Source organism: uncultured Roseibium sp., assembly GCF_947494555.1.
Lineage (GTDB): Bacteria > Pseudomonadota > Alphaproteobacteria > Rhizobiales > Stappiaceae > Roseibium.
The window spans coordinates 958,263-983,104 of the sequence record NZ_CANLVF010000001.1; the positions used below are offsets into that span (position 1 = coordinate 958,263).

At 56.7% G+C, this 24,842-nt stretch carries 27 protein-coding genes, 1 tRNA gene and 1 pseudogene; 14 read left to right on the top strand and 15 right to left on the bottom strand.

Features of this window, described 5'->3' with window-relative positions; genetic code table 11:
• Window positions 1–28 precede the first annotated feature (28 nt).
• Together Q0915_RS04310 and Q0915_RS04315 are read left to right on the top strand one after the other, a co-directional pair.
• Window positions 29–523: a YHS domain-containing (seleno)protein gene (locus tag Q0915_RS04310; RefSeq protein ID WP_299473735.1), complete on the top strand. Its 495-nt coding sequence runs from the start codon at window positions 29–31 to the stop codon at window positions 521–523.
• 189 nt (window positions 524–712) lie between these two features.
• Window positions 713–1,510: a siderophore-interacting protein gene (locus Q0915_RS04315; RefSeq protein ID WP_299473738.1), complete on the top strand. Its 798-nt coding sequence runs from the start codon at window positions 713–715 to the stop codon at window positions 1,508–1,510.
• A 36-nt stretch (window positions 1,511–1,546) separates the two neighbouring features.
• Here Q0915_RS04315 and Q0915_RS32070 read toward each other — a convergent pair whose 3' ends face one another.
• Entirely contained in the window at window positions 1,547–2,008 is a 462-nt protein-coding gene (locus Q0915_RS32070; protein ID WP_366525229.1) for a DUF805 domain-containing protein, read from the bottom strand.
• Between the two features lie 208 nt (window positions 2,009–2,216).
• Here Q0915_RS32070 and Q0915_RS04320 point away from each other — a divergent pair, with 208 nt between their 5' ends.
• From Q0915_RS04320 to Q0915_RS04330, 3 genes are all read left to right on the top strand, one after another.
• Complete coding sequence (locus tag Q0915_RS04320; RefSeq protein WP_299473741.1) at window positions 2,217–2,576, top strand: hypothetical protein; 360 nt, start codon at window positions 2,217–2,219, stop codon at window positions 2,574–2,576.
• 126 nt (window positions 2,577–2,702) lie between these two features.
• On the top strand, window positions 2,703–3,314 hold the full coding sequence (locus Q0915_RS04325) for an MliC family protein (protein ID WP_299473744.1): 612 nt from the start codon (window positions 2,703–2,705) through the stop codon (window positions 3,312–3,314).
• Between the two features lie 178 nt (window positions 3,315–3,492).
• A complete protein-coding gene (locus Q0915_RS04330; RefSeq protein ID WP_299473747.1) occupies window positions 3,493–4,914 on the top strand; it encodes a murein L,D-transpeptidase catalytic domain-containing protein in 1,422 nt (473 codons plus the stop codon).
• A 67-nt stretch (window positions 4,915–4,981) separates the two neighbouring features.
• Here the strand turns inward: Q0915_RS04330 and Q0915_RS04335 are convergent.
• A pseudogene (locus Q0915_RS04335) lies at window positions 4,982–5,731 on the bottom strand (IS5 family transposase).
• A gap of 159 nt (window positions 5,732–5,890) precedes the next feature.
• On the opposite strand from Q0915_RS04335, the gene Q0915_RS04340 reads away from it, so the two are divergent.
• A complete protein-coding gene (locus Q0915_RS04340; protein ID WP_299473750.1) occupies window positions 5,891–6,901 on the top strand; it encodes an IS110 family transposase in 1,011 nt (336 codons plus the stop codon).
• A gap of 278 nt (window positions 6,902–7,179) precedes the next feature.
• Here Q0915_RS04340 and Q0915_RS04345 read toward each other — a convergent pair whose 3' ends face one another.
• The 8 genes from Q0915_RS04345 to Q0915_RS04380 all read right to left on the bottom strand — a co-directional run bounded on the left by Q0915_RS04345 (window position 7,180) and on the right by Q0915_RS04380 (window position 12,606).
• Entirely contained in the window at window positions 7,180–7,965 is a 786-nt protein-coding gene (locus tag Q0915_RS04345; protein ID WP_299473753.1) for a hypothetical protein, read from the bottom strand.
• Window positions 7,966–8,112: 147 nt separating this feature from the next.
• Window positions 8,113–8,445, bottom strand: a complete 333-nt coding sequence (locus tag Q0915_RS04350; RefSeq protein ID WP_299473756.1) for a hypothetical protein — start codon at window positions 8,443–8,445, stop codon at window positions 8,113–8,115.
• 204 nt (window positions 8,446–8,649) lie between these two features.
• Window positions 8,650–9,273 (bottom strand): LysE family translocator, encoded by a 624-nt coding sequence (locus Q0915_RS04355; protein ID WP_299473759.1) that lies wholly within the window; start codon window positions 9,271–9,273, stop codon window positions 8,650–8,652.
• 53 nt (window positions 9,274–9,326) lie between these two features.
• Window positions 9,327–9,911, bottom strand: a complete 585-nt coding sequence (locus Q0915_RS04360) for an HD family hydrolase (RefSeq protein ID WP_299473762.1) — start codon at window positions 9,909–9,911, stop codon at window positions 9,327–9,329.
• Window positions 9,912–10,661, bottom strand: coding sequence for a pyridoxine 5'-phosphate synthase (locus tag Q0915_RS04365; RefSeq protein WP_299473765.1), 750 nt, complete (start codon window positions 10,659–10,661; stop codon window positions 9,912–9,914).
• Between the two features lie 248 nt (window positions 10,662–10,909).
• A complete protein-coding gene (locus Q0915_RS04370; RefSeq protein ID WP_299473767.1) occupies window positions 10,910–11,395 on the bottom strand; it encodes a hypothetical protein in 486 nt (161 codons plus the stop codon).
• Window positions 11,396–11,541: 146 nt separating this feature from the next.
• Complete coding sequence (locus Q0915_RS04375; protein WP_299473770.1) at window positions 11,542–12,126, bottom strand: DUF4166 domain-containing protein; 585 nt, start codon at window positions 12,124–12,126, stop codon at window positions 11,542–11,544.
• Window positions 12,127–12,198: 72 nt separating this feature from the next.
• Window positions 12,199–12,606, bottom strand: coding sequence for a DCC1-like thiol-disulfide oxidoreductase family protein (locus Q0915_RS04380; protein ID WP_299473773.1), 408 nt, complete (start codon window positions 12,604–12,606; stop codon window positions 12,199–12,201).
• Window positions 12,607–12,826: 220 nt separating this feature from the next.
• Here Q0915_RS04380 and Q0915_RS04385 point away from each other — a divergent pair, with 220 nt between their 5' ends.
• From Q0915_RS04385 to Q0915_RS04405, 5 genes are all read left to right on the top strand, one after another.
• Window positions 12,827–14,041, top strand: a complete 1,215-nt coding sequence (locus Q0915_RS04385; protein ID WP_299473776.1) for a GTP-binding protein — start codon at window positions 12,827–12,829, stop codon at window positions 14,039–14,041.
• Window positions 14,038–14,667 (top strand): DUF1826 domain-containing protein, encoded by a 630-nt coding sequence (locus tag Q0915_RS04390; RefSeq protein WP_299473779.1) that lies wholly within the window; start codon window positions 14,038–14,040, stop codon window positions 14,665–14,667. The genes Q0915_RS04385 and Q0915_RS04390 overlap by 4 nt, the downstream gene beginning before the upstream one ends.
• Window positions 14,668–14,772: 105 nt before the next feature.
• Complete coding sequence (locus tag Q0915_RS04395) at window positions 14,773–15,408, top strand: hypothetical protein (RefSeq protein WP_299473782.1); 636 nt, start codon at window positions 14,773–14,775, stop codon at window positions 15,406–15,408.
• Between the two features lie 167 nt (window positions 15,409–15,575).
• Window positions 15,576–15,971 (top strand): hypothetical protein, encoded by a 396-nt coding sequence (locus Q0915_RS04400; RefSeq protein WP_299473785.1) that lies wholly within the window; start codon window positions 15,576–15,578, stop codon window positions 15,969–15,971.
• Between the two features lie 186 nt (window positions 15,972–16,157).
• Window positions 16,158–16,550, top strand: coding sequence for a GFA family protein (locus tag Q0915_RS04405; protein ID WP_299544179.1), 393 nt, complete (start codon window positions 16,158–16,160; stop codon window positions 16,548–16,550).
• A 126-nt stretch (window positions 16,551–16,676) separates the two neighbouring features.
• On the opposite strand, the gene serA is transcribed toward Q0915_RS04405, so the two are convergent.
• Together serA and Q0915_RS04415 are read right to left on the bottom strand one after the other, a co-directional pair.
• Window positions 16,677–17,921 (bottom strand): phosphoglycerate dehydrogenase, encoded by a 1,245-nt coding sequence (gene serA / locus Q0915_RS04410; protein WP_299473788.1) that lies wholly within the window; start codon window positions 17,919–17,921, stop codon window positions 16,677–16,679.
• 244 nt (window positions 17,922–18,165) lie between these two features.
• Window positions 18,166–18,501, bottom strand: coding sequence for a helix-turn-helix transcriptional regulator (locus Q0915_RS04415; protein ID WP_299473791.1), 336 nt, complete (start codon window positions 18,499–18,501; stop codon window positions 18,166–18,168).
• A gap of 56 nt (window positions 18,502–18,557) precedes the next feature.
• Between Q0915_RS04415 and Q0915_RS04420 the strand changes: the two genes are divergently transcribed.
• Window positions 18,558–18,974 (top strand): SRPBCC domain-containing protein, encoded by a 417-nt coding sequence (locus Q0915_RS04420; protein WP_299473794.1) that lies wholly within the window; start codon window positions 18,558–18,560, stop codon window positions 18,972–18,974.
• A 21-nt stretch (window positions 18,975–18,995) separates the two neighbouring features.
• On the top strand, window positions 18,996–19,478 hold the full coding sequence (locus tag Q0915_RS04425) for an SRPBCC domain-containing protein (protein ID WP_299473797.1): 483 nt from the start codon (window positions 18,996–18,998) through the stop codon (window positions 19,476–19,478).
• A gap of 584 nt (window positions 19,479–20,062) precedes the next feature.
• Here Q0915_RS04425 and Q0915_RS04430 read toward each other — a convergent pair.
• The 3 genes from Q0915_RS04430 to Q0915_RS04440 form a co-directional block, all read right to left on the bottom strand.
• A complete protein-coding gene (locus Q0915_RS04430) occupies window positions 20,063–20,869 on the bottom strand; it encodes an arylamine N-acetyltransferase (protein WP_299473800.1) in 807 nt (268 codons plus the stop codon).
• Window positions 20,870–21,755: 886 nt separating this feature from the next.
• The gene (gene ilvN / locus Q0915_RS04435; protein ID WP_299473803.1) at window positions 21,756–22,328 is read right to left on the bottom strand and encodes an acetolactate synthase small subunit; all 573 of its coding nucleotides are present in this window, start codon (window positions 22,326–22,328) and stop codon (window positions 21,756–21,758) included.
• 26 nt (window positions 22,329–22,354) lie between these two features.
• The gene (locus Q0915_RS04440; RefSeq protein ID WP_299473806.1) at window positions 22,355–24,130 is read right to left on the bottom strand and encodes an acetolactate synthase 3 large subunit; all 1,776 of its coding nucleotides are present in this window, start codon (window positions 24,128–24,130) and stop codon (window positions 22,355–22,357) included.
• 608 nt (window positions 24,131–24,738) lie between these two features.
• Between Q0915_RS04440 and Q0915_RS04445 the strand changes: the two genes are divergently transcribed.
• Window positions 24,739–24,814 (top strand) — tRNA-Lys (locus Q0915_RS04445).
• Window positions 24,815–24,842 lie beyond the last annotated feature (28 nt).

The window sequence follows — 24,842 nt, forward strand, 5'->3', positions numbered from 1 at the left end:
CCTTCTCTTACCCCTTGTGGAGACGTCCATGCCGCTTTACACCTCAAAATCCGTCCTGTTGGGACTGACAGCCCTGTTTTCGGCCGTCGCTTTTTCCGCGACTGCTGACGAGATCACTACCTTTACGAAGGGTGGCGCTGCCATTGGCGGCACTGATCCTGTTGCTTACTTCACTGAAGGAAAGCCTGTTGCCGGATCCGACGAATACACGTTCGAATATGATGACGTGACCTGGAAATTCTCCTCTGCCGAAAACCGCGACAAGTTTGCTGCCGAACCGGCGAAATTTGCACCGCAATACGGCGGCTTCTGCGCCTTCGGCGCTGCCATGGGCTTCAAGGTTCCGGTCGTACCGGAAGCGTGGTCGATCGTTGACGGCAAGCTGTACCTCAACAACTCACTGAAGGTACAGGAGCGTTTCGAACAGGATGTCCCGGGTCATATCAATAACGCGACCCTGAACTGGGAAATCATCAAGGACAAGAAGCCGGAAGACCTGAAAGAACCGATCATCCGAAACTAATCGTCCTCTGAATCAATTTGCCATTACTACCTCAAAACTTCCTTTCAGCCCGCCAACTGGCGGGCTTTTTTTTTGAAATCTTCTCCTGCGTGACGCTGTGTTTCGGCTCATCGAACAATGCAGCTCTTCAAAAGACGCAATGCACATGCTAAATCTTGAGTATGTTATTCATCTTTATGAGGCTCTCAGGTGACCACCAAACCGAAGCGGCGACCACGCATACTGACTGTTATGAAAACCCGGTCACTCAGCCCGAATATGGTGCGTGTGACATTCTCCGGTCCTGAACTGGAAGGTTTTCCGGCCAATCACGAAGGCGCCAATTGCAAGCTGGTTTTGCCAGGAGAGGGCGAAACGAAAGAGGAGTTCGACGCCTATTTCGCCCCTGATGCGCCGAGTGAAAAAATCCACCCTGTACGAACTTACACTGTGCGCGCCTTCCGTCCGGCCGAGTTGGAACTTGATATCGACTTTGTCGTCCATGGTGACGAAGGTCCGGCCACACGCTGGGCGCAGCGCGCGGTGACAGGATCGTTTTTGGGTTTCTTTGGTCCAAGCCAGCCTAAGATCACGGAGTATTACGCTGACTGGTATTTGATTGCAGCTGATCTTTCAGCGATGCCCTTCGCCGAGGCAACACTGGAGGCTATGCCACGGGATGCGCAAGGCGTTGCAGTTTTCGAAGTCCCTTCGAAAGAGGACATTCGCGAGGTTACGGCCCCGCAGGGCATCGAGATCACCTGGCTTGTGCAAGATGATCCGCACGTAGCTTCCAGCGCCCAATTGGATTTCGTCAAATCTCTCAACTGGCGCCAGGGCGTATTGCAAACTTGTATTGCCGGTGAGAGTTCGGTCATCCGCTCGCTTAGGGACCATCTCCACAATGAGCGGGCCGTACCGAGGAAGGACACCTATATTTCAGGCTACTGGAAAATCGGTCTTGTCGAGGACGAGCACCAGAAGATGAAGCGCGCGGAAGCGGCCTGATACAATGCGCAGGCCTTGTGGATCCAGAGCGAACGTTCAAACGGCGTTGCGATGTCTTCGCCCGAATTCTTTCGGCGGCAGCGGGGTACTGCGGCGCGAGGCCGGCTGAACCGGCGGCTGTGGCACAATATTGTGCGCCGGTGGATCAGGCTTGTCCGAGGTGAACCGGCCAGGCGTCTTTTCGATCCCGCAAAAGTAACACATCAGCCCACTGCCAACTGTCGGCAACAGGAAGCTCAGATACCAAAAGCTACTTCGGCCGGAGTCGCGAAGTCTGTTGAGGCATGTGCACAGATTCATGTATAGCATGGCAATAATCGTTACGGCGATACCGACGTTTTCCATCGGATTACGGGCACTCGAGCTGCCGTCCAGATCCGCGAACAAGAAAATTGTTCCGGCGAGACCACCAATTGCCAAACAGAAGATTGCGATCTGAGACAGCCACCAGTGTGCACGACCGATTTTGCCATGACAGGGATTGATTAGGGCCAGCATAAGATACTCCGAAGAGTGTCTCGTCTAAACCATAAATTGTAAAAATGCGTTTAAGCGCCGTCTTGGTTTTGTCTGCATTCTTGTGCCTTTTAAAACCGAAAATTCAGGGCTTTCATTCATTGCCGCAAGATGCCGATTGGAAACCGTCTTCAAGCCCGCTAATCCGGCCGTTCAGCGATTGCGTAGTGCAATGGAAATGGAGGATAGGATGGCTCGTTACCATGTGTCCGTCACAGGGCTTCGACTGAAAGGCTGGTTCCATGTAATCAGGTTCTGGCGCCATGCTGCCCCCAGCTTCCGGCAAGTCAAAGACGCCGAAGGCATTGTGATGGCGAAAGTCCTGAAGCGCGGGGGCGTCCATCACACGCTGACGGTCTGGGAAAGCGAAACCGCGATGAAAAGGTTCCTTTATCGAGGCGCTCATCGCATGGCGATAAAAGCCTTTCCTGCTATTGCCAGCGGAACGACCTGCAGTTTTCCGTCGGACGTCATTCCCTCCTGGGACGAGGCGTTGGAATATCTCGCGAAACATGGGCGTTTCTATTCCAAGTCCGGCGCAGAGGCGTGATGAATGCCAGCGTTTGTTGCCTGACTTCACACAGCTGCTAAGGCAATCAAACAACATTGGCCGTTCAAGTTGTTTCCACTAAACTCCAGGAGGAGCAACTGACAAACCCAGTCGAAAAGATAGCCCATGCGCCTCATTGATTTCTTCGGAGCAGCACTCGTTACCGTCGTGTTTTCAGGCACCTTTGCCGTTGCCGCCGAGCCGGCGTTTGATTGCGCGAAGGCGGAAAGTTCTGCCGAAAAGCTGATATGTTCCCATGACGAACTGGCTGAACTCGATCAAAAGCTTGCGTCGGTTTACGAGCAGGCAGTCGACGCAGTTGAAACCTATGCAAACAAAAGTGACGCGCTTTCGGAACTCAGGGCCTTTCAGCGCGGCTGGGTAAAGGGAAGGGACGAATGCTGGAAAGCGGACGACGAGTTGGCCTGCATCAGAGCGGAATACGAGTACCGCATTGCCGAAATCACGGCGCGATACAGTCTGATCAAGGGGCAAGCGCCCGTTTTTTATACCTGCAATGACAATCCGGCAGATGAGATCGTTGCGACTTTTTACCCGACGACGCCGCCATCGGCGCGGCTGGAACGGGGTGACACGACCGAAATTGCCGTTGAAGGGCCAACAGGTTCGGGGGCCAGATACCTTGGTTCCTTTGGCATTGTCTTTTGGATCAAAGGAAACGATGCCATGGTCGAATGGCCGCAAGGGACATCGTTCGACTGCAAGGTACGAAGCTAGGTCGTGTTAACAGACTGCACAGCCGTGGGCGTGCAGCGGCGATGTGAACGAAGCCGAGATAGCTGGAGGCGGTTTTGTCTTAGCTGGTCGCCAATCTGCTCAGGGCTGCAGCCTTGCTTCAAACTCTTAGTTGACTGTAGGTTCAAGTAAATAGAGTATTTTTTTGGAGTTGAATACTATGGAAGGTTCACATTTTAGTCTGCTGGAAAACGTTCCGATAATTGTTCTTGCTGCAGGACATGGGGGCACTGACCCAGGCGCAGTATACGGTCAACACAACGAACGAGATCAAGTGATTCAGATTGTTGAGCGTATGGCGAAGCTTCTCCGCTCCTGGGGGGTCAGAGTAGAGGTCGCTCCGCACTCTCACGACACTCACCAAACCATCCCACACATCAATAGTCTGTATGGCTTTGGAGATGCTTGGGTAATTGAAGTCCATCGCGATTCAGCATCTGGGCTGAGTAATGACGATGCGTCTCGCCGATGCGGATGTTACTATGGCACCTCTCTTGGAAGCAGACTTATTGGCGAGTTCGTTCGCGATTCCATGAAAGGTCACGGCGCACACAGCAATACATGGGCTCGTCCGGACACCGCCTCGAATTTTAACAGCCTTGCTTGGATTAGACAAACCAACCAGTTGGCTCATCTGTTAGAGCTTGGCTTCATGCAAGGCTCAAACAGCAACGCTCACCTGATGTTTCTCGCCGAAATAGGTGCAAAGGCCCTTTTTGAAGCGTTCACGGGGCGCGAAGCGAATGAAAATGCGATTACAGAAAGCACTCTAGAGACGTCGGTTCCGCGTGTGTATTCCAGTTATGTCTCTGAAAGTGCATTGAGTAGGGGCAGTTTTGCAGCTGAAGCACCTGAGCAATTGAATGCAATGCTCGACGCAAAAAGGTCGCTCGAAGCTGCCATCAGTGCGTTAGCGAAACAGCACAAAGCAGAACCACCGTTTAGCATGATCGCGCGTCAAGCTTATTCTGCCGAAGAGGCCATTTTGCCATCCAGCGCCGACTATGCGCCATTGGCTGAATCTCGCGATAACCAAAACGATGAAGAAGTCCTACGGTCTCTTGCTCGAGCGCACGGTATTCTGCCAGCTGTTGAACAAATGATCGCGATGCGCAATTCGAGTTTTCCCCATAGCCGGCCTCGTTACTGGGGCGTTGTGAATTTCTCAAGGCACTCCAGCAAAAAACGGCTTTACGTTCTCAATGTCTCAGAAGAAAATGTGAAATCCTACCTCTGCTCACATGGGATCGGCTCAGATGGCAGTAAAGACGACGGTATCGCCGAGAAATTCAGCAACAAGAGTGGCTCGCATTGCACGTCCCTCGGCATTTACCGATGTGCGGAGACGTATATGGGCAGCAATGGATACTCTATGCGCCTTGATGGTTTGGAACATACCAATTCCAACGCCCGAGAACGATTTATTGTGATGCACGGTGCGCATTACGTGTCAAAGAAGTACATCAAAAAACATGGACGTATCGGCAGAAGCGAAGGCTGCCCCGCACTTGATCATAAATTTTCGACGAAAGTGATAGATCAACTTAAATTCGGTTCGTTTCTCAATCACTGGACGAAGTAGTACTCAGGAGATTAGTCGTCGCGTTACAAAATCGCGTGTGAGTGATAGCTGAACTGCAACTCCTAGGTCATGTTGACAAACTGCGCAGCCATAGACGTGCGGCGGCGATTTGAGCGGAGCTGAGATAACTGGCGGCGGTTTTGTCATAGCGGGTCGCCAAACGGCGAGAGCATTTGAACTTGTTGAAGCAGCCTCGACCTGGTTCCTCAGAGCGTATGTGATGGCAGCGACGAGGACTGGTTCTTTGCGATCTATCTTGCCGGGGATGACAGGCGCGCCACCGCGCTTTTCGATGACACCGCGGATGTTATCGCTGACTTAGCCCTGGTCGGCAATGAACACGTTGGGTGCTGGAAGATCGTCATCAACGAGCGCATCGAAGCCTAGACTTGGCCATTGCTTATCTCCGCCCGGACAGGCAACCCGTGAGCGTTGGCAATGGGGTAGATCTTGGTCGTGAAGCCAACCTTTGAGCGGCCGAAACCTTCCTTCTGAGTCCCCCTTTTGCGCAAGCTGTCAGATGGTGGGCGTGGATGAAGGTGCTGTCGATAATCTGAACCTGACCGGCATTGGCCCCGCTATCATTGAGCGTGTCCAGGATCGGTTCCCACAAGCGTGGCAGCGTCCAGCGCCGGAACTCGTAGTAGTCGTACGCCCATTTACCAGACTCTTTAGGCATATCCCGCCAGGGTGAACCGGCGCGCGCAATCCAGAAGAACGCATCCAATACAATCCGATGATCGGAAGCAGGGCTGCGAGCGCGACCGCGAACAGCAACCAGAATGGGTTCAAAAAACACCCATTCGGCGTCCTCCATCAGCAATCGCGCCAAAACAGCCTCCGTTAAAGCCACCTTGAATCAGATCGCAGCTGATTTTAGAATCTAGTTTGTCAACATCGGTTAATTGGCGGCTGCTCTCCGCGGAGTGACTTATTCTCCGCATGTTTTGTTGATTGGCAGCAATGGAGAGCGAGCATGGCGCATTATGTAGGACTAGACCTGTCGATGGAGGACAGCCGTTTCTGTGTTGTGGATGAAACGGGAAAGATCGTTTTCGAAGGTCATTGCGCGAGCAAACCGTTTGAGATTCAAAAGGCGCTGAAGCGCTTCGCACCGAAGCGCGTTGTTTTGGAGACGGGTCGCATGGCACCCGGGCTTGTGCATGGACTTCGAGGTTTGGACGTGCCGGTTGTGTGCATTGAAAGCCGTCAAGCGCATCAATCATTGCAGGCATTGAAAGCGAACAAAACTGATCGGGGCGATGCGCATGGCCTGGCTCAACTCGCCCGCACCGGGTTCTACAAGGAGGTGCATGTCAAATCGCTTTCTGCCCACGGCGTGAAATCCATGATTGCAGCGCGCGCACACTTGATCCGTACCCGGGCGAAGGTTGAAAACCAATTGCGCGGGTTGGCTGCCTGTTTCGGTTTGCAGCTCGGCAAGGGAGCAGGTCGGGATTTTGCCCGACGAACATACGAGGCGACCCGTGCCCGTCCTGGACTGACGCAGGCAGTCGATGCCTTGCTGGAGGTTCACGCCAGCTTGGTAAGCGCTATCGTAAGTCTTGACCGGGAGATGCGCCGGTCGGCGCGAGAGCGAGAAGTTTGCGCTCGGATAATGGCGATCCCCGGGGTCGGTGTGCAGACGGCACTGGCAGTCACAGCCGCTCTGGACTGTCCCGATCGGTTCAAACGCTCCCGGGACGTTGGCCCCTATTTGGGTCTTGTGCCTCGCCGGCATCAGTCGGGGGAGATTGATTATTCCGGTCGGATCACAAAACGGGGCGACGGCACGGCGCGTGCTCTCCTCTATGAGGCTGCGAACTCAATCCTGACCCGGTTCAAAGGGAGTATGAAGCTCAAGTCCTGGGCCTTGCGCATCGCAGAAAGATCGGGACTGAAAAAGGCTCGTGTGGCCCTCGCGCGCCGGTTAGCTGTCATCATGCACGCAATGATGATGGACGGAACGGAGTTTGCCATGTCATGATCCCGTAGGGTTGACCCACAAGCCCCAAACGGCAGGGTCGAGTGAAGGAGCGAGAGGATCCGGTGATTTGCGAAGGAAACGTGTCGGACGGTCAAACCAAGCTTGGCGCAGTCCGCTGATGTACAATGCAACGCCTCCTCTCAGCTGATCCGATCAAGTGCCGCAGCGCGAGCACGAAGAGAACACAGCATCCTTCAAACGTCCCGCTTGCTGAGGGCCCGAGCAGCCGCCAATTAGAGAACACGGCCTAGGCGGCCGACTGCGCTGGCCAGACTTGCCTATCTCATCCCCTCATACGCATATCGGGTTTTCGTTGTCGCCGATGGGTCGAACCATCCAGGTTGTTTTTGAAGCAGCCGGAAGAGTTCATTTGCGCCTCTGACCTGATCCAGGTCGAAGCCTTTTTTCCTTCCATCCCATTCGAAATCGAATGCACATTCAGCAATCAGGGGCCAGCCGGTCGGTCCGTTTGGATACCAGAAACTGAGACCGAGCTTGATCGGTTCTGCCTTTTTGAAGTCGACCTTGCAGAGCTTGCGGAAGATCTCCGTGGCCGTGAAGGCGTTCACGGTGCTCAATCGGGTTTTCTTGTGTAGCTCGAGTTTCTCCAGGGCCGGAAAAATTTCGACCGCGTCCTCGATCGTTGCGAGTTTGGGCTTTTTCTTGAACCGGATTGCGCTGGACCGGGAGAACACGCTGCGAAAGGGAGGCATCAGGTCCTCCTCGAATTTCATTCGAGACCGTCTGGCGTCAGCTGTTTCAACGGACGCATCCTCGGCAAGGATGAGATCCGCGGAGCGGAACTTCAGGGTGAGCTTGTAGTCGTCCTCATCCTCTTCATAACGGCATCTCAGTGCGTAGCCGGCTGCGCGAAGGCGGAAATCTTCAGTGTCGACGTAACTTGTTTCGCGTGCTTCTTCCTTGTCCTGACGGTCTATGTCTCCGCCGAGCCTTTCCGCCAGAAAACCGATCACATCCTGAAATGCGTTGCTTGCGGTCTCTCGATCCAGAAAGCGGGTCGCATTCAGGATCAGCTTGTATTCGCGGGACGTGATACGGTTCATGTATGGCTCCTGCAGCAAGGTGATGCCTGGGCAAGAGTGCAATCTTTGCGCGATCTGGTCAAACTTTGTGCATCCGATGCGCTAGTCGTGATCATCGAACCCGCGGCAGAACGCGCGGGTGCCTGGGGGCATAGTCTTCCGCAAGTGTTAGCCCTTGTATGCCCAGAGCTGATCATCTGCTTGAATAGCCGCGACAACCGCTTTCGCGCGAGTAAACGTACCTTGGTTCGTTCCCAGACCCATGTGATCCGCCTCGGTTTTGACGAGGTAGCCAACAACAGTTTCCTCCGACACACCTCTGCGAAGCTGGCTCGCAGCTTGCATCAAGTAGCTGTCGTAATCGTCGGCGAACATTGAGCAGTTTTCGTCGGTCCAGTTCTGGCCCTCACCGAGAAGCCCTGTCCGGTCCCATTTAGACCAGCCAATGTCCCTGAGGCGCGAGAGCCTAACCTTAGGCAGAGGTGGATTGAGGAGCGGCATTATGAAGTACTCTCGAAACGTATCTCGGCGATAGACAACCTGGTGCCGCGTAACTTTTCAGCTCGAAACTTCTTAAGATCTTGGGGCGAAAAGCCTCGCTTCGTTGCCTGCTGCATGACCGGATACCGTCCAACGCTGCAGAGACTTTTGAAGCGTTTCTTTTGGAACAGGCCTGAGGCTGCATTGCCTCCTCAATACGCTTGGTTACCGGCTGGCCGTGGCGAGTGCAGACCCGAACCCGACAAACAGGCCGCCGGTGATGCGCCGGACCCATCTTGCACGCTTTGCCGACGTCAGGAACCGGCGCAGGTGACCGCCAGCGAAGGCGATAAACGCATGGTTGGCGAAGCACAGGATCGCATAGGTGAAGGACAGGATACTGATTTCCAGCATATCGATCCTGCCGGAGCGCATGAATTGCGGGAAGAGGGCGGTGATCACAAGGATCGCTTTCGGGTTGGTGACGGAGACAAGCAGAGCCTCCAGGAAAAGTTTCCAACCGCTCTTGCCAGCTGCCTGGCTGGTGTCGGTAACGTGAAACCCCGATTTGTCGCGCCAGATCTTCAGGCCGAGATAGATCAGGTAGGCCGCACCGATGAACTTCAGCACGGTGAAAGCCTGAGCAGACGTAGCCATCAGCGCGCCGAAGCCGAAGGCAACCGCATACCCGATGATGACAAGACCTGCGGCATTGCCCGTTGCCGATGCAAGTGTCGCGTTTCTTCCGAAGCGCAGCGTGTTGCTGATGGCGAGCATGACACCCGGGCCGGGGCTGATGGCAGGCAATAGGGAGACGGCAATGAACACAAGCCAGAGCTCAAACGACATAGTCTAATTCCTCTATCAGGCGGGACCGCTTGAAGCGGCAGTCGAGGAGCGGATCAAGGCAGCAGGCGGCCTGCCTTCACGGCTTGATCCAGAAGGCTCTGGGCATACTCCCAAAGCTGTGGAAAGGGGCTAAGGCGGGCTTCCTTGGTTTCGCGCAAGTCAGCCACGGAAATCGGGGCATGGGTCGGGTCTTCCAGGCCAGACGCGAACACCAGAACCATCGGATGCAGGGCGTCCATGGCATTTGCAAATCGCGCTTCGGCTGTTTCATTGGCTTCAAATTCAAGCCAGAGATCCTTGAATTCCGCCCCTTGTGTCTCCGGGAGCAGCGCAAACAGACGCTCGGCCGCCGCGTTTTCCCGGGCCTTGACCGCTGCGTAATTGGTGTCGTCCACCCAGTGATCCCCCGCATCGATCTCGACAAGGTCGTGAACAGTCAGGAGCTTGATCACGTGATGAATGTCGGTGCCTTCAGGCGCATGATCTGCGAATGTCAAAGTCTGAAGGATAACATGCCAGCAGTGCTCCGCGGTGCCTTCCCTGCGCGTGCCGCTGGCAAGCTGGTTGAGACGGACGACTTCCTTGAGCTTGTCGGCTTCAAGCAGGAAGGCGACCTGACGTTCAAGCGCACCAGGCATTCAGACTTCACCCATCGCTTTGCGGAACCTTTTGACGCTCTCGGCAAATCCGTAAATCAGGGCATCTGCGGTAAAGCCGTGTCCGATGGACATCTCCCGGATAAACGGCGCCCTGGCAACGAGGGCCGGGATGTTCTCAACGGTAAGGTCGTGTCCGGCATTGACACCAAGGCCGCATTCGCGGGCGGCAGTTGCCGTATGGACGATGCGCTCCAGTTCGCTTTCGGCCGTGACCCTGTCGTCATAGCAGGCTCCATAGGGGCCGGTGTAAATCTCGATCCGTTCCGCGCCAACGCGGGCGGCGTGCTCGGGGGCAGCCGGATCCGGGTCGCAGAACAGTGACACACTGACGGCCCATTCCTTGGAGGCGGCGATCGCCGTCTCAAGGAGGCCGATGTCGCCGGTAAAATCCCACCCGTGATCGGAGGTTGTCTGCTCCGGATCGTCCGGAACGAACAGGACCTGTTCCGGCCGGGCTTCTTCGACCAGACGCATGAAGTCCTCGGACGGATACCCTTCCAGGCAAAGCTCCTTGTTGGGGAACCTGTCCTCGATCAGGTCAGCAAGTTCGAAGACGTCTGTCTTGCGGATATGCCGTTCGTCCGGGCGCGGATGCACGGTGATGCCCTTTGCGCCGGCTTCCATTGCAATTGCAGCAAGACCGGTCACGCTCGGCCAGGGCAAATCGCGACGGTTCCGCAACATGGCGATGGCATTGACGTTGACTGAAAGGCGCGAGACGGCAGACATGGCTCAGAGTCCGGTTGAGGCGGTTCACAATCCGATTCAAGAAATTGGGTCGGGATTGCAACATTGTTTCAAAAGCCATTGAAGTCAAACGGGATATTGTCTCTAGGGACAATGTTTTCAGCGCCGTTTCCGCCTGTTTGTCTCCGATCTGAAGCCCATTGAAAGAGAGTTTCAATTGATCGTTCGCCCGTTATTAAGGGCCGATCCTGACCGCCCGTCCGTCAAATCTGCTTGTGAGGTGTGTACGATCATTCAAAAACACTTGGGCCAATTTTATTCCGATCAAGGTCCCGTCGGCGCAGATGCCGGACATGCAGATGGATGATGAAAAGGCACCCTAGCCAGACCGCGAGGGGTTTCAGATGGACAAAAAGCAGCATCGGCATTATTGCCCCCCAAACCGTCCCGAGGCCTGGTGCCACGAGTGATCCGCCAATCGAACCGGCCAATATCGGTGAAAGGATTGACGCCAATACCGCGAAGCTCCATCCGGCCATTCCTGCCCGACCGAACCATCCAGACAACAGCAAACCGGAAACAGCCCCGCCGGCCGCTGCCAGCGACGCCGTCAACATCGGTGGCGGGTCAAAATCATCGGCTGACTTTCCAAACCCGAGTGCCTCGGACAACGCGAGGGCGACCAGAAACCCGGCAGCCGCAACTTCCAGAAAAACGATGAAGCGAAACTTGTCTTGCACCAGCCAGTGCCGCGCCTGAGAGAATTCGTGCAACATGAGGCCTCCCGATACGATTGAACCGCAAACTTGATAGTCCGCATTCCAGGAGAGCGTTCGGAGGGTTTCTGTGTTTTTTGTGCAGTTTGCACCCTTTCGGATGGCCAGGAGGGCAAGGCGCGCTTCGCACCCAATGGATTGCGACGCTAGCGTCCCGGCTGAGACGTAGCGATCAGAAAGCCCTGGTAACGGACCAGTTTGCCAATGCCTGGGAGCGAGACCATCACATCGAAGTTGAAACGTCCGTCATCCTGAAACTCAGTCGCTTCGCTTCTCGGCAGCAGCCAGCTTGGCAAAGGGATGCCGAGAAGGCTGGCGCGGGTGACCGGGAAATGCAGTCTTTCGCCGTCGAATGTCAGGTCGATATTGAATTTCAATAGTCCGAAACGTTCGCAAACGTGACCGCGACTCTGATCGTCCCGGAGTGTAAGAGCCGAAGAGAAGGACTTGCCGCCGAAGTCACGATGCCAGATTTCTGCGTCTTGCCGTCTCTCGATGGTGACGGACACAGGTGTTTGTTCGGATTCTGGAGGGAAACCGATCATTCGGCAGACAAACTTGCCAAGCGCTGAAGATCCGCGTGTTACCCTGGCCTCTCCGGTCCAGACATGTTTGCCTACGACGCTGTGAAGATCGCTTACCGTCGCAGGGAGCCGGTCGAACTCGCGACCGAGCGCCTGCCGAAACAGGCACGGTGCCTCTTGGGCATTCATTTCCGGTTTCGCATTCAAATCGGCTTCCTTCTGCTACCGAAACCGGCTGCACGATCCAGATCCAAGCTCACACATTCGCGGCGGATGCGGTTAGTCAACGATCCGGTTCTTCAATTCGTTTGAGGGAAGGGGGCATGATCTTTTGCCGAATGCAAACCGGTTTCGGGCAATGCGGTCGTACAGCCAATCGGTAAAGAACTTGGGCAAAAAGTCGATGACTGCAAGCAGCGCCCAAGGTCCTCCGACGCTTCGCATGGCTGCAGCGAACGAGGCCATCTTCGTATAGGCCCTGCCGTCCAGAATGACGATGTTGGTTTCGAGGAGGTCCGGGTCCATGTCAAATTTCTGATATAGTGCGCGCCCGGTTTCGGATCGGGCACGGACGAAACGAAAACCTGCCGATCTGTCGCGATGGGCCATGAAACGCGCAAATCCCGAACAAATGATGCAGATATCGTCAAAGACGATCAGGTTTTCCTTTCCTGAAAGCTGTGACACGTGACCGCGATCCTTTTCATGTTCTGGGCCGAGCTGAAGGTGCGGCACAAGCATGACGCAACTGCCCCATCATGGTCCACGTGCTTATCGTCGCGGCTCCACAGTTGCCATAAACGGTGGGGATCCTTGTTGGAAGCAAACCGCCTTCTTGTCATGTGCTCAAAATCGAGTATGTTCTATTGTAATGTAATAACATTACAAATCAGCTTATGGAGAGGTGATGACTGATACTCGTTTGCCGGTAACGGTCCTGTCCGGATTCCTCGGGGCCGGGAAAACCACATTGCTCAACCGTGTCCTGAACAACCGCGAAAACCTGAAGGTCGCTGTCATCGTCAATGACATGTCGGAGGTCAATATTGATGCGGATCTGGTGCGAGCCGGGGGTGCGGAACTGAGCAAGACCGACGAGACACTCGTTGAAATGTCCAACGGGTGCATATGCTGCACTTTGCGTGACGACCTGCTGAACGAGGTCCGGCGTCTTTCCGAAGAAGGAAAGTTCGACTACCTGCTGATTGAATCGACGGGGATCTCCGAACCACTGCCAGTGGCCGCGACTTTCGAATTTCGGGATGAAAACGGACAGAGCCTCTCTGATGTGTCCAGGCTCGACACGATGGTCACCGTGGTCGACGCCGTCAATTTGCTGAAGGACTTCTCCAGCCACGATTTTCTGAGCGACCGGGGCGAAACACTCGGGGAAGAAGACGAGCGCACGCTGGTGCACCTTCTGACTGACCAGATCGAATTTTCGGATGTTGTTATTCTGAACAAGGTGAGCGCAGCGACACAGGCTCAAGTTGATGCCGCCCGCAAGATCATTCGCAGTCTCAACGCAGATGCCAGGATCCTGGAAACTGACTACAGCGAGATTCCGCCCGCAGATATTCTGAACACGTGTCTTTTCGACTTTGAAAAAGCGCATGAGCATCCGATGTGGGCGAAAGAACTCTATGGCTTTGCGGATCACGTTCCGGAAACGGAAGAGTATGGCGTGGCATCCTATGTCTACCGGGCAAGGCGGCCATTCGATCCTGAAAAGGTCCACGCGCTTTTGAACGGCCCAATGCCGGGCGTCATTCGGGCAAAGGGTCATTTCTGGATCGGCAGCCGTCCGGAGTGGGTCATCGAGTTTTCGCTGGCCGGTGCTCTTTCCAGCGTGTCGCCGCTTGGAACCTGGTGGGCATCGGTTCCAATTGAACGCTGGCCTGATGATGAGCGTGCGCACGCCTATGCGAGATCACACTGGGCCGAACCCTTTGGAGACCGCCGGCAGGAGATCGTCTTTATCGGTACCGGGATTGATTGGCCCGAACTCCGCAGCCGGCTGGATGCGTGCCTGATCACCGAAGAGAGCGGAAACGATCTTGCGGCTTTCGCCAATCTGCCCGATCCCTTTCCTTCATTCCGAATGGCGGAGCGGGCGGCATGAGTCTCGCCGAAGCGGAAGTACACCGGCCGCTCCGGGCAAAAGCCCGGAATGTCCTCATGGGCCGCGAGCCGGATATTCTGGCCGAAATCGACGCGCCCGGCGTGGCCGCGACCATCTGGACGCGCACGTGCGATCAGGATTTTCAAAGCTGGATCGATGCCCTGCCTTTCGAGCAGCTGCCCGAGCTCCGTACCATTGTTCCGGTGCACCTTGCCGAAGCTGCTGCGATTGCCGCGTGCGACCAGGCAAATATGCCAAAAGGTCCTGAAATGGACATGCTCACAGGTGATGTCGGCGCGCTCGCCATGATGCTCGCAAAGTCATTGAACATACGTCAGGTGCGGGTAAGACTCGACGTTTCGAACGAGGTCATGTGTCCGAAATTCGATGTCGACAATGTTCCGGCGCGCCTTCTGTGCACCTATCGCGGCAAAGGCACAGAATATGTTCCGATGGGACAGGAGAACGACCAGCAATCTGTTCGGCAGGTGACGCGCGGCGCGGTTGCGCTGTTCCGCGGTGGTGCATGGCATGGCGAAGAACGTACCGGTCTTTTTCACCGCTCACCTAATCCGGAACCGGGGCGTGGACATCGGTTGCTTTTGGTGATCGATCCCGTCGAGTGAAAATTTAGCCGTGAGTTGCCACGCCGCCAATGCAAAGTTTGGCGGCAGGCCGATCAGACGTATAGCGTTGCTTCCGGTCAGAGTTACAATCAAGGACGGAAGAGCGTGGCGCGAGCACACCTGCAGAACCGGGTTTTGCCAACGGGAGAAATCGTTTCCGCACCCTTTCGAGGCGCGTTTACCGGCAACCGGGGCATTCTGACATTTGACGAACACGGCCGGCTGGGCACGTCCAGGTGGAAGCACCAGCACTGGATTATCTGCGAGCTGATCCACCCGCGTGGCCGATACCACGGACCGCAACCGGCAAGGGCATGGACGCCGCTATTTTTCCTGGACGAGGCGATCGCCCTTGCCGCCGGACACCGGCCCTGTGCCTATTGCCGGCCAAAGGCTTACCAGGCCTGGCTTGATGCCTGGGCCAGAGCGTATGGTCAAAGGCCAGGGCACAAGGAGATGGATGCGGTCCTGCATTCGGCGCGCACAACACGAAACCGCGTTCAGGTTCGTCATCATGCGCTGTTGAACGACCTGCCAAATCATGTCTTTGTGCTGGTTGAGGGACGGTCGCACCGGATGCTGAATGGCTCTCTCTTTCCTTATGAAAAAGGTTGCTATGGTGCGGGAGTCCCTCTTGAAGACTTTGGCAGCGCGCCTGTTACGGTGTTGACACCGGCGCCGTCAGTCGCCGTGCTTGCGGCAGGCTACAAGGTTGAAACCAGCCTCTCAGACGAAGCCTGAGGAAAACAATTTTCTGGTCCCGCAGATCTTTGCGCGAAACGGTTTCTGACTTGAGTCTGGAGACGGCATCGACATCTTCTTCGTTGCCGAAGGTAGGCGAGGCGCTGGCGCTTGCGTCTGCCTTCGGGCAGATTGCAGTATGACCATCAATGCGGGATCCGGACATAGTGAAAGCGTTCGTCATGCCCTTTGAGAAAGTATTTGCACTTACGTTGGTTTCGATAGTCTTGTTGTCTTCCGGCGCGTGGGCGCAGGACTATGACTACGTCAGCGACAACCACAGCTGGTCGTTAAGCTGCAATCAGTCCGGTTATGTCTTGCGCTCGCAATATCCGGTAACCCGTTTCCATGAAGCAGGCGCCGCGTCTTCCGTCACCCGTCAAAAGGAAACGCTTTATCTGGGCCGCTCCTGCGATGCGTCCAGCACGGTGCTCGGCGAGGGCAAATGGTGCTGGGCCAATGGCGGGTTTTTTGCCGAGTTCGATCAGAACCGAATGGGGTTTCCCAGGCAGGAACTGGTTTGCCAGAACAGCCAGGACGATTTTTCAGGTTGTTCATGCTGACAAGAGTTTGTGCGCATGCCTGACGGCAACGAGATCTTTTTTTTGCACAGGATTGCGCGCTCGCTTAGCAGTCTTGATTGCTGTCCGCTCATCCTGAGTTGTGCCGGCCTTGCGTTCCGTTCAAACCCGACTATCTCCTGTTTGGAGATCAGTTTCCAAACCAGTTTGATGACGGGACACTTGCCGATGGCTGAAGCGAAAACATTCTCAGGAGGCTGTCTGTGTCGTCATATCCGCTTTGAGGTCAAGGGACCCGCATTAAATCCGCACACCTGTTCCTGTGAGATGTGCCGGCGGCATACCGGAGCTCTGACGGCAGCATGGGTGGAATTTCCCAAAAAGACGGTGACATGGACGGGGCCAGGCCGCGAACCTTCCGTCTATCGATCCTCAAAAACATCCAGCAGGGCGTTTTGCGCCATGTGCGGCAGCACTCTTGGAGCGATCGATGATGCGCCGACCGTTGCTCTTCTGCTTGGGTGTTTCGATGAGCCCGCGGATGTGGAACTTGTGCCAACGGGGCATTCCTTCCGAAGCGGCCGGCCAAACTGGTGGAACGTCGAGATCAGGCAGCGCTGAAAGTCGTGAGCCCGCACCTTTGCCTCGCGCGCGCATGAAACCGATGCGCAGGCTGAATAAATCCAATGCCAGGCATAAAAAAGCCCCGGTCTTTGCCGGGGCTTTTGAGAATGGAGCAGACCTCCGTCACACGCGGTTCAGGAGCCTTGCCCGAATAGTGTTGGGCAGGTTGCGGATCTCTTCCAGGATGCTGACCGGGTCTGCAACCGGGCTGTCAACGTCCAGAACCACATAGCCGATGTCCTGATGCGATTGCATGAACTGGGCGTGGATGTTGAGGTCGTGCCGCGTGAACAGGTCGTTGAGCGTGCGCATGGCACCAGGGGCATTGTGATGAACCTGGATAAAGCGCGTTGCGTCCGTTCCCCTGGGAAGCAGGACCTGGGGGAACTCGACAGCCCCGATCGTTGAACCGACATCGGAATATTCAACAAGCCGCTTGGAGACTTCTTCGCCGATCCGTGCCTGGGCCTCTTCCGTCGAGCCGCCGACATGGGGTGTCAGGATGACATTGTCGAGACCGCGCAAGGGAGAGGTAAATTCATCCTTGTTGGATTTCGGCTCGACAGGAAAGACGTCGATGGCCGCACCTGCCAGATGGCCCGACTTAAGGGCTTCGGCCAGTGCATCGATATCGATCACCTTGCCGCGTGCATTGTTGATAAGGAATGCGCCTTTTTTCATCTTCCCGATCTGCTCGGCGCGGAACATGTTCTGGGTCTCTCGCGTATCTGGAACATGCAGGGAAACGACGTCCGCTTCGCCAAGCAAGGCATCGAGGCTTTCGGTAGACGCCACATTGCCGTGCTGAAGCTTGTCGACCATGTCGAAGTAGATCACCCGCATGCCCATCGCTTCAGCGAGATTGGACAATTGCGTACCGATATTGCCGTAGCCGACAATGCCGAGCGTCTTTCCGCGGATTTCGTGGGACCCTGCAGCACTTTTCAGCCAGCGCCCCTCGTGAGCAGCAGCCGATTTGGAAAAAACGCCGCGCATCAGCATGACGATTTCAGCAATTGTCAGTTCGGCGACGGAGCGCGTGTTTGAAAACGGTGCATTGAACACAGGTATGCCGCGCATGAGCGTGCCTTCGAGATCGACCTGGTTCGTTCCAACGGAAAAACAGCCAACCGCGACGAGGCTCTTGGCCGCATCCAGAACCTCTTCCGTGACCTGCGTGCGCGAGCGGATGCCCAGGATCTGCACATCCTGCATGCGCTCGATAAGCGCGTCCTTTTCAAGCGCACCCGGCAGGACTTCCACGTTGGTGTAACCCGCCTTTTCAAGCACTGTACGTGCGGTCGGCGAGATACCTTCCAGAAGGAGCCAACGGATTTGGTTTTTCGGCCGGGACAGACCGTGGTTCATGGGCTTGGAGCCTTTTTCTGATTGAGATGTTTCATGCGCCGGAAAGGCGCGGAACGCCGGTGTCGTATACGCGCTGTTCCGTGTCGCGTCTAGGCCGTCGTGGCAACGAATTGTTGAGTTTCCGCCAGCGGCGCAGAGGATTGCCGTGGGCAGGAGAGGCAGTCTGGTATTGTCTCCCGCCGCACGTTGCAAAGACAGCAATGGATGTTGAAAATCAGCTTTTGTCTTGCCTCTTCAGCAGGCGTCAGGTGCCGCCCGGGACTTCGAGGTCTGATTTGAGCCGCGACAGAATATTGACGGCGTTTTCGGCATAGTCGCCTATCCAGCGGTCGTAGATCTCTTTGATGGGCAACGCGTTGAGATGGTTCCAGCGCTCGCGGCCCTTGCGCTGTACGATGATCAGATCCGCCGCTTCCAGAACCCGCATATGCTGCATCACCGTGCAGCGGTCGATTTCCGGAAATTCTTCGCAGAGTTTTCCCGTCGTTTTTGGGCTGTCTTTTAACAGGTCCAGGATCCTGCGGCGGCGCCTGTCCGCCAACGCTTTGAAAATTCTCTCCGAATCATCTTCGCTTGACATGTTATAAAATTATAACATTAAATTGGAGGACGCAAGGCAAGTAACGAAGGGTTCCAATGCGCGACCATGAACTGACGCTTGAGCAGAGCTGTACCGCTCCCGCTGCGCGTGTCTGGGACATCCTGGTTCGGCCGAACCTGTGGTGGGGAGACGATGTTCTTCTGGAACCACATGCGGGTGGGGCCTTTCACGAACCGTGGCGGGACAAGCACGGCCAGCACCACACGCGGGGCCGGGTTCAGGAGATCGAGGTGCCGCGACTGTTGAGGCTCAGCTGGCGTGACGATGACTGGCCGTTTGAAACCGAGGTTTCCCTCCAACTGGTCGAAAGAGGCGAGGGAAGTCTGATCGTCCTTGCCCATCGCGGCTGGAGCGGAGCGCCGGAAACTTTACGGGCTGAGCTTGTCAGCGCACATCGTGGCGGCTGGCAGCATCACCTCAAGAACCTTTCCGCTCGCGCCGAGGCGCAATGACCGAAGAATGTGGAGGAAGACATGGCATTGTCGTTCAAGATCGCCGGCAGGATAAACAAACCTGTATCCGAGGTGTTCGAGGCCGTCGTCAATCCGGATCGTTTGTCAGGTTACTTCACGACCGGAGGTGCGGATGGGCGCCTTGAGCCCGGCGTGACAGTCACTTGGGCCTTTGCCGAATTTCCGGGCCGCTTCCCGGTCAAGATCGACCGGGTCGAAAAAGACAGTCTGATTGTTTTGAGATGGGCAGCGCAGGAGAGCGGTGAGGTCAGTTCCACAGGCGAAACCCCGGAGCCTGCCGGTTATGACACCACCGTCACCATGGCATTCGAACCGCTTGACGGCGGCCGGACGCTGGTGACCATCAGCGAAGAAGGCTGGCGCGACACCAAGGGCGGCCTTGAGGCCTCCTACGGCAATTGCGAAGGCTGGACGCAGATGCTGTGCTCCCTGAAAGGTTTCGTGGAACACGGCATCAATCTGCGGGAGGGGTTTTATAAATGACATGTTTTGAGCGCGTGGAACCTGCAGCCATGTTTCTCGAAACTGGCTGTTCTCAGCCAATTTGAACTCCTCGACCTCATCCTGAGGAGGTGCGTAGCACCGTCTCGAAGGATAAGCCACGAGTTCAGGAGCATGCCGCCCATCCTTCAAGACGGACCTTGCGGTCCTCCTCAGGATGAGGGCACAGCTTGCAAATTCCGCCTCACACTGAGTGCTGCCCCGGCCTTGAGCCGGGGCCAAATTCGAATGATTGTCATGAGCTCCTTGGGCAAGGTCCCGGATCAAGCCCGGGACAGCGTTGTGGAAAATTCAGCTGACTTCGTCACCCCGGACGAGCGGAGCGAGATCCGGGGCCGGCGAGCCCGGGTCTAATCGCAGGGAGACAGAAATCCCGTGAGGCCTCAGCCTCACCGATCCCGGCTCGCGCTGCGCTTGGCCGGGATGACGACAATGGCTAAACAACCTCATCCTGAGGAGGTTCGTAGAACCGTCTCGAAGGATAAGCCACGAGTTCAGGAGCATGCCGCCCGTCCTTCGAGACGGACCTCGCGGTCCTCCTCAGGATGAGGGGAGGTTGGAGGTGGTTAGTGAATGCTGGCCAGCCGGTCAGCGATCGCGGTTATGGTCGCGTCGTCGTACCCCAGCCCCAAGTCCTTTTTCATGAACGTCGTCAGGTCTTCCACAGTCCCGATCTGCCAGTCCCGTTTCTGGTCTCCCGAAATCTTGCGCGCGCGGCCATCGAGGAAGCTGATGAAGCCGTCATCGGTCAGGCGGTAGAATTTCATGCTGCCGGCAAAGGACTGTTGCGGCGAGGCGGCGCACACGAAGTTGGAGGCGTCGATGTCGGCCTGACGCACGGCGACGCGGTCGAAACCATAAAGCGGGAACCAGCCCTCTTCGGTCTTGCGCTCAAGGACATGCTCGCCTGAAGAACCTTCAAACCGGATCCGGTAGACCTGGTCGCGGATCTGCTGTTCTTCATTTGCCGATAGTTTCACAGGCTCGGCCGGAGCCTGACCGCCGAAGCCGGCGTCGACCAGCCATTCATCTCCCTCAAGTGGAACCACGAAAGCAAGGTGCGTTCTGGCGCCGCCTTCTTCTTCGCCCATGCGCACACGTGCCAGTACCTGGCGGTTGGGGAAGCCAAGCGCATCGAGTGCCTCACCAAGGAGAGTATTCACCTCAAAACAATAGCCGCCGCAATTCTCAAGCACGAGCTTTTGCCAGAGGCTTTCAGGATCAAGGTCGGGCACCTTTCCAAGAAAAGGCAACACATTTTCAAACGGTATCGCTCCGATCTGCGCCGTCTGCAGTCGCTTCAGCCCGTTGAGATCTGCCGTGCGGGTTTCAAGGCCGATGCGGTTGAGATAGGTGGCAAGATCAAAGGGCATGAAGTCGTCCGGTAGATTCAATAAACGCTCGCCGGATGTAGGGAACCGGTCAGCGAAGGTAAAGGGGCAGTGCGTTGCAATGGTTTCGCGGAGGGCTTTTCCCGGGTCCCGGATCAAGTCCGGGACGGCGCGGTACGTCGTTTTCTCGCAATCGTCACCCCGGACGATGCGTAGCGGAGATCCGGGGCCGGAGAGCCAAGGTTTACCCGCTGAGAGCGGAGAATTCGCCAGGCCACAGCCTTCCCGATTCCGGCTCTCGCTGCGCTTGGCCGGGATGACGACAACGGACGGAAGACCTCATTCTGAGGGGGCAAGCGTGTCTCGAAGGATTTGCCCATAAAGTCCACCAACGGGGCTTACGGTTGGGTGGTTGCCCCCCTTCCTTCTTAACGGACCTAGCAGTCTTCCTGGGATGAGACCACAGCTTATATGTTTCGCCTCACACTCAGTGCCACCCCTGCCTTGAGCCGGGGCCAAACTCTAATGATTGTCCCGAGCCCAAGAGGGCAGGGTCCCGGATCAAGTCCGGGACGGCGCGGTACGTCGTTTTCTCGCAATCGTCACCCCGGACGATGCGTAGCGGAGATCCGGGGCCGGAGAGCCAAGGTTTACCCGCTGAGAGCGGAGAATTCGCCAGGCCACAGCCTTCCCGATCCCTGCTCGCGCTGCGCTTGGCCGGGATGACGACAATGGACAGAGGACCTCATCCTGAAGAGCGCACCAGCGCGTCTCGAAGGATGGGCTGCTTGTTCTGGTCGTACCGGGCATCCTTCGAGACGAACCTGCCAGTCCTCCTCAGGATTAGGTCATCTTGGTGGAGGGGCTGAATTAAAAAAGACCCGCCGCACAAGTGCGGCGGGTTCGGTTGGTTCCGGCGCTGACGGCTTTACAGCCCTTCAGGTCCGCGCTGGACGGCGGCGACGCCGGTACGGGACACCTCGACAAGGCCGAGCGGCTTCATGATCGCGATGAACTGTTCGATCTTGGACGTGCGTCCCGTGATTTCAAAGACGAAATGCTCCGTGGTCGCATCGATCACCGTTGCCCGGAATGCATCTCCCAGGCGCAGCGCTTCCAGCCGCTTGTCGCCGTCACCAGCCACCTTGATGAGCGCAAGTTCCCGCTCCAGCGGCTTGTCCTGGTTCGCCCGCTTGGCGCGCACGGTGAGGTCGGTCACACGATGCACCGGGACCAGCCGGTCAAGCTGGTGGCGGATCTGTTCGATGATCATCGGCGTGCCGGTGGTCACGATGGTGATCCGTGACAGGTGCCGTTCATGCTCGGTTTCCGACACGGTCAGGCTGTCGATGTTGTAGCCGCGCCCGGAGAAAAGCCCGATCACGCGGGCAAGCACGCCCGGTTCGTTGTCGACGAGGAGCGATAGGGTGTGGGTTTCGATTTCGTTGCTGACTTCGGCCAGGAAATAGGCGGAAGGCGCATCCACATTCTGTGCGTTCATTTTCAAATTGTCCTTCTTGCCTGACCTTAAACGAGCGATTTGCCTTCGGCGCTGATGGCGTTGGCGACCGCTTCGTCATTGGCTTCGTCCGGCAGCAGCATTTCGTTGTGTGCCTTGCCCGACGGGATCATCGGGAAACAGTTGGCAAGATTGGCCACACGGCAGTCGAACAACACCGGCTTGTCGACGGAAACCATTTCCTCGATCGCACCGTCCAGGTCTCCCGGTTTTTCCACGCGAATGCCGACGCCGCCATAGGCCTCCGCCAGCTTGACGAAATCAGGCAGACTGTCGGTGTAGGAATGAGAGAGACGGTTGCCGTGCAGAAGCTGCTGCCACTGGCGGACCATGCCCATATACTGGTTGTTGAGGATGAAGACCTTGACCGGCAGCCCGAACTGGACCGCGGTCGACATCTCCTGGATGTTCATCAGGATCGAGGCATCGCCGGCGATATCGACGCAGAGCGCATCACGGTGCGCGACCTGCGCCCCGATCGCCGCCGGCAAACCGTAGCCCATCGTGCCGAGACCACCGGAGGTCAGCCAGTGATTGGGCTCCTCGAAGCCGTAGAACTGCGCCGCCCACATCTGGTGCTGGCCGACTTCCGTGGAAATGAAGGTCTTGCGGTGCTTTGTGAGTTCGTAAAGCCGCTGGATCGCATATTGCGGCATGATGACGTCATTGTTGGGCTTGTAGGCCAGCGAGTTGCGGGCCCGCCAGGCATCGACCTGCTGCCACCATGCCTTCATTGCCTTTTCGTCCGCCTTCATTGACGAGGACCGCCAGATGCGCACCAGATCTTCCAGGACATGACCGACATCGCCGATGATCGGCAGATCGACATTGATCGTCTTGTTGATCGAGGACGGATCGATGTCGATGTGGATCTTGCGGGAATTCGGCGAGAACGCGTCCGTGCGTCCGGTGATACGGTCATCGAAGCGCGCACCGATGCACACCATCAGGTCACAGTCGTGCATCGCCATGTTGGCTTCGAACGTGCCGTGCATGCCCAGCATGCCCAACCAGTTGTCACCGGAAGCCGGGTAGGCGCCGAGGCCCATCAAGGTGGACGTGATCGGGAAACCGGTCAGCGACACGAGTTCGCGCAGCAGCTGACAGGCCTGCGTTCCTGAATTGATGACACCGCCACCGGTATAGAGCACCGGCTTCTTGGCTGCGGCCATCATTTCGGCGGCCTGCCGGATGGAAGCCGCATCGCCTTTCAGCTGTGGCCGGTAGCTCTTGTGAGCCGCCGCCGGGTTCGGTGTCGGACCCTGATAGGTGCCGGTGGCGAATTGAACGTCCTTCGGAATGTCGACGACGACGGGGCCGGGACGGCCTGAGGTCGCGACATAAAACGCCTCGTGCAGGACGCGGGGCAGGTCGTCCACGTTGCGCACGAGCCAGTTGTGCTTGGTGCACGGGCGGGTAATGCCGACTGTGTCGCACTCCTGGAAGGCGTCGTTGCCGATGAGGTGGGTCGGTACCTGGCCTGAAATGCACACGAGCGGGATGGAGTCGAGCATCGCATCGGTCAGCGCGGTCACCATGTTGGTCGCACCGGGACCGGAGGTGACGAGGGCAACCCCCGGCTTGCCGGTGGAGCGTGCATAACCTTCGGCCGCGTGGCCGGCGCCCTGCTCGTGGCGCACGAGAATATGCTCCAGACCTTCCTGCTGAATGATCTCGTCGTAAATGGGAAGCACTGCACCGCCCGGGTAGCCGAAGATCGTGTCAACTCCCTGGTCTTTCAACGCCTGTATGACCATTTCGGCGCCGGTCATTTCCCGTGTCATCTTAGTGTCCTTGCAGTTCACGGCCTGTTTTTGAGGCCTGGCTCGTATCTTCGTTTATGTCGGTTTCAGCCCTGTAGCATCGAAGAAGCGGGTGGAAACGTTGCGAGTTCAAGAGGCGGATACAAAAAAAGGCCCCTTGGGGAGCCTTGGTCGCGCGCCATCCTGTCCGTACGGGGTTATCCCGCCGCGGAGGCGCGCTTTCCTACCACTACTAGAATGAGCGACATCATCATGCCGTCCCGGTCCTTCGATACTGCAGGTCGCTGAGACCTTTGCTTGGTTTGGCTTTTAAGGCAAGACCCTCAGGTGCCACCGGTCAAAGCCCGCCGAGACCACCCTGTCTCGACGCGGCGCACACTAGTGAGACGGTCTGAACCGGTCAACCCCAAATTTCGATTATTGCGCAAAAGATGCGTGATGTTTTTAAATATTTCCTTCGCTCACCAAATGAAGTCCGATTTGTGCTTCTTTACTGCGGTTTCGACGGGACCTGCAAAAACGGCATGGCCGGGCTGATAGAAAAATGTCACAATGGCTGTTGCAGGGAGCAGGCGCACATTATATACGGCGCACTCCGCTCCGCCGCCAAACGGCGGTACTGCGTTGATGGGTGTGTAGCTCAGTTGGCAGAGCAGCTGACTCTTAATCAGCGGGTCTGGGGTTCGAGCCCCCACTCACCCACCATTTTTTTCAATGAGTTAGATTTCTTCTA

What these genes read in the sequence shown, in the direction of transcription:
- Q0915_RS04310 (WP_299473735.1), top strand. Translation starts at nt 29, where the DNA reads ATGCCGCTTTACACCTCAAAATCCGTCCTGTTGGGACTGACAGCCCTG.
- Q0915_RS32070 (WP_366525229.1), bottom strand. Translation starts at nt 2,008, where the DNA reads ATGCTGGCCCTAATCAATCCCTGTCATGGCAAAATCGGTCGTGCACAC.
- Q0915_RS04320 (WP_299473741.1), top strand. Translation starts at nt 2,217, where the DNA reads ATGGCTCGTTACCATGTGTCCGTCACAGGGCTTCGACTGAAAGGCTGG.
- Q0915_RS04325 (WP_299473744.1), top strand. Translation starts at nt 2,703, where the DNA reads ATGCGCCTCATTGATTTCTTCGGAGCAGCACTCGTTACCGTCGTGTTT.
- Q0915_RS04330 (WP_299473747.1), top strand. Translation starts at nt 3,493, where the DNA reads ATGGAAGGTTCACATTTTAGTCTGCTGGAAAACGTTCCGATAATTGTT.
- Q0915_RS04340 (WP_299473750.1), top strand. Translation starts at nt 5,891, where the DNA reads ATGGCGCATTATGTAGGACTAGACCTGTCGATGGAGGACAGCCGTTTC.
- Q0915_RS04345 (WP_299473753.1), bottom strand. Translation starts at nt 7,965, where the DNA reads ATGAACCGTATCACGTCCCGCGAATACAAGCTGATCCTGAATGCGACC.
- Q0915_RS04350 (WP_299473756.1), bottom strand. Translation starts at nt 8,445, where the DNA reads ATGCCGCTCCTCAATCCACCTCTGCCTAAGGTTAGGCTCTCGCGCCTC.
- Q0915_RS04355 (WP_299473759.1), bottom strand. Translation starts at nt 9,273, where the DNA reads ATGTCGTTTGAGCTCTGGCTTGTGTTCATTGCCGTCTCCCTATTGCCT.
- Q0915_RS04360 (WP_299473762.1), bottom strand. Translation starts at nt 9,911, where the DNA reads ATGCCTGGTGCGCTTGAACGTCAGGTCGCCTTCCTGCTTGAAGCCGAC.
- Q0915_RS04365 (WP_299473765.1), bottom strand. Translation starts at nt 10,661, where the DNA reads ATGTCTGCCGTCTCGCGCCTTTCAGTCAACGTCAATGCCATCGCCATG.
- Q0915_RS04370 (WP_299473767.1), bottom strand. Translation starts at nt 11,395, where the DNA reads ATGTTGCACGAATTCTCTCAGGCGCGGCACTGGCTGGTGCAAGACAAG.
- Q0915_RS04385 (WP_299473776.1), top strand. Translation starts at nt 12,827, where the DNA reads ATGACTGATACTCGTTTGCCGGTAACGGTCCTGTCCGGATTCCTCGGG.
- Q0915_RS04390 (WP_299473779.1), top strand. Translation starts at nt 14,038, where the DNA reads ATGAGTCTCGCCGAAGCGGAAGTACACCGGCCGCTCCGGGCAAAAGCC.
- Q0915_RS04405 (WP_299544179.1), top strand. Translation starts at nt 16,158, where the DNA reads ATGGCTGAAGCGAAAACATTCTCAGGAGGCTGTCTGTGTCGTCATATC.
- serA (WP_299473788.1), bottom strand. Translation starts at nt 17,921, where the DNA reads ATGAACCACGGTCTGTCCCGGCCGAAAAACCAAATCCGTTGGCTCCTT.
- Q0915_RS04415 (WP_299473791.1), bottom strand. Translation starts at nt 18,501, where the DNA reads ATGTCAAGCGAAGATGATTCGGAGAGAATTTTCAAAGCGTTGGCGGAC.
- Q0915_RS04420 (WP_299473794.1), top strand. Translation starts at nt 18,558, where the DNA reads ATGCGCGACCATGAACTGACGCTTGAGCAGAGCTGTACCGCTCCCGCT.
- Q0915_RS04425 (WP_299473797.1), top strand. Translation starts at nt 18,996, where the DNA reads ATGGCATTGTCGTTCAAGATCGCCGGCAGGATAAACAAACCTGTATCC.
- Q0915_RS04430 (WP_299473800.1), bottom strand. Translation starts at nt 20,869, where the DNA reads ATGCCCTTTGATCTTGCCACCTATCTCAACCGCATCGGCCTTGAAACC.
- ilvN (WP_299473803.1), bottom strand. Translation starts at nt 22,328, where the DNA reads ATGAACGCACAGAATGTGGATGCGCCTTCCGCCTATTTCCTGGCCGAA.
- Q0915_RS04440 (WP_299473806.1), bottom strand. Translation starts at nt 24,130, where the DNA reads ATGACACGGGAAATGACCGGCGCCGAAATGGTCATACAGGCGTTGAAA.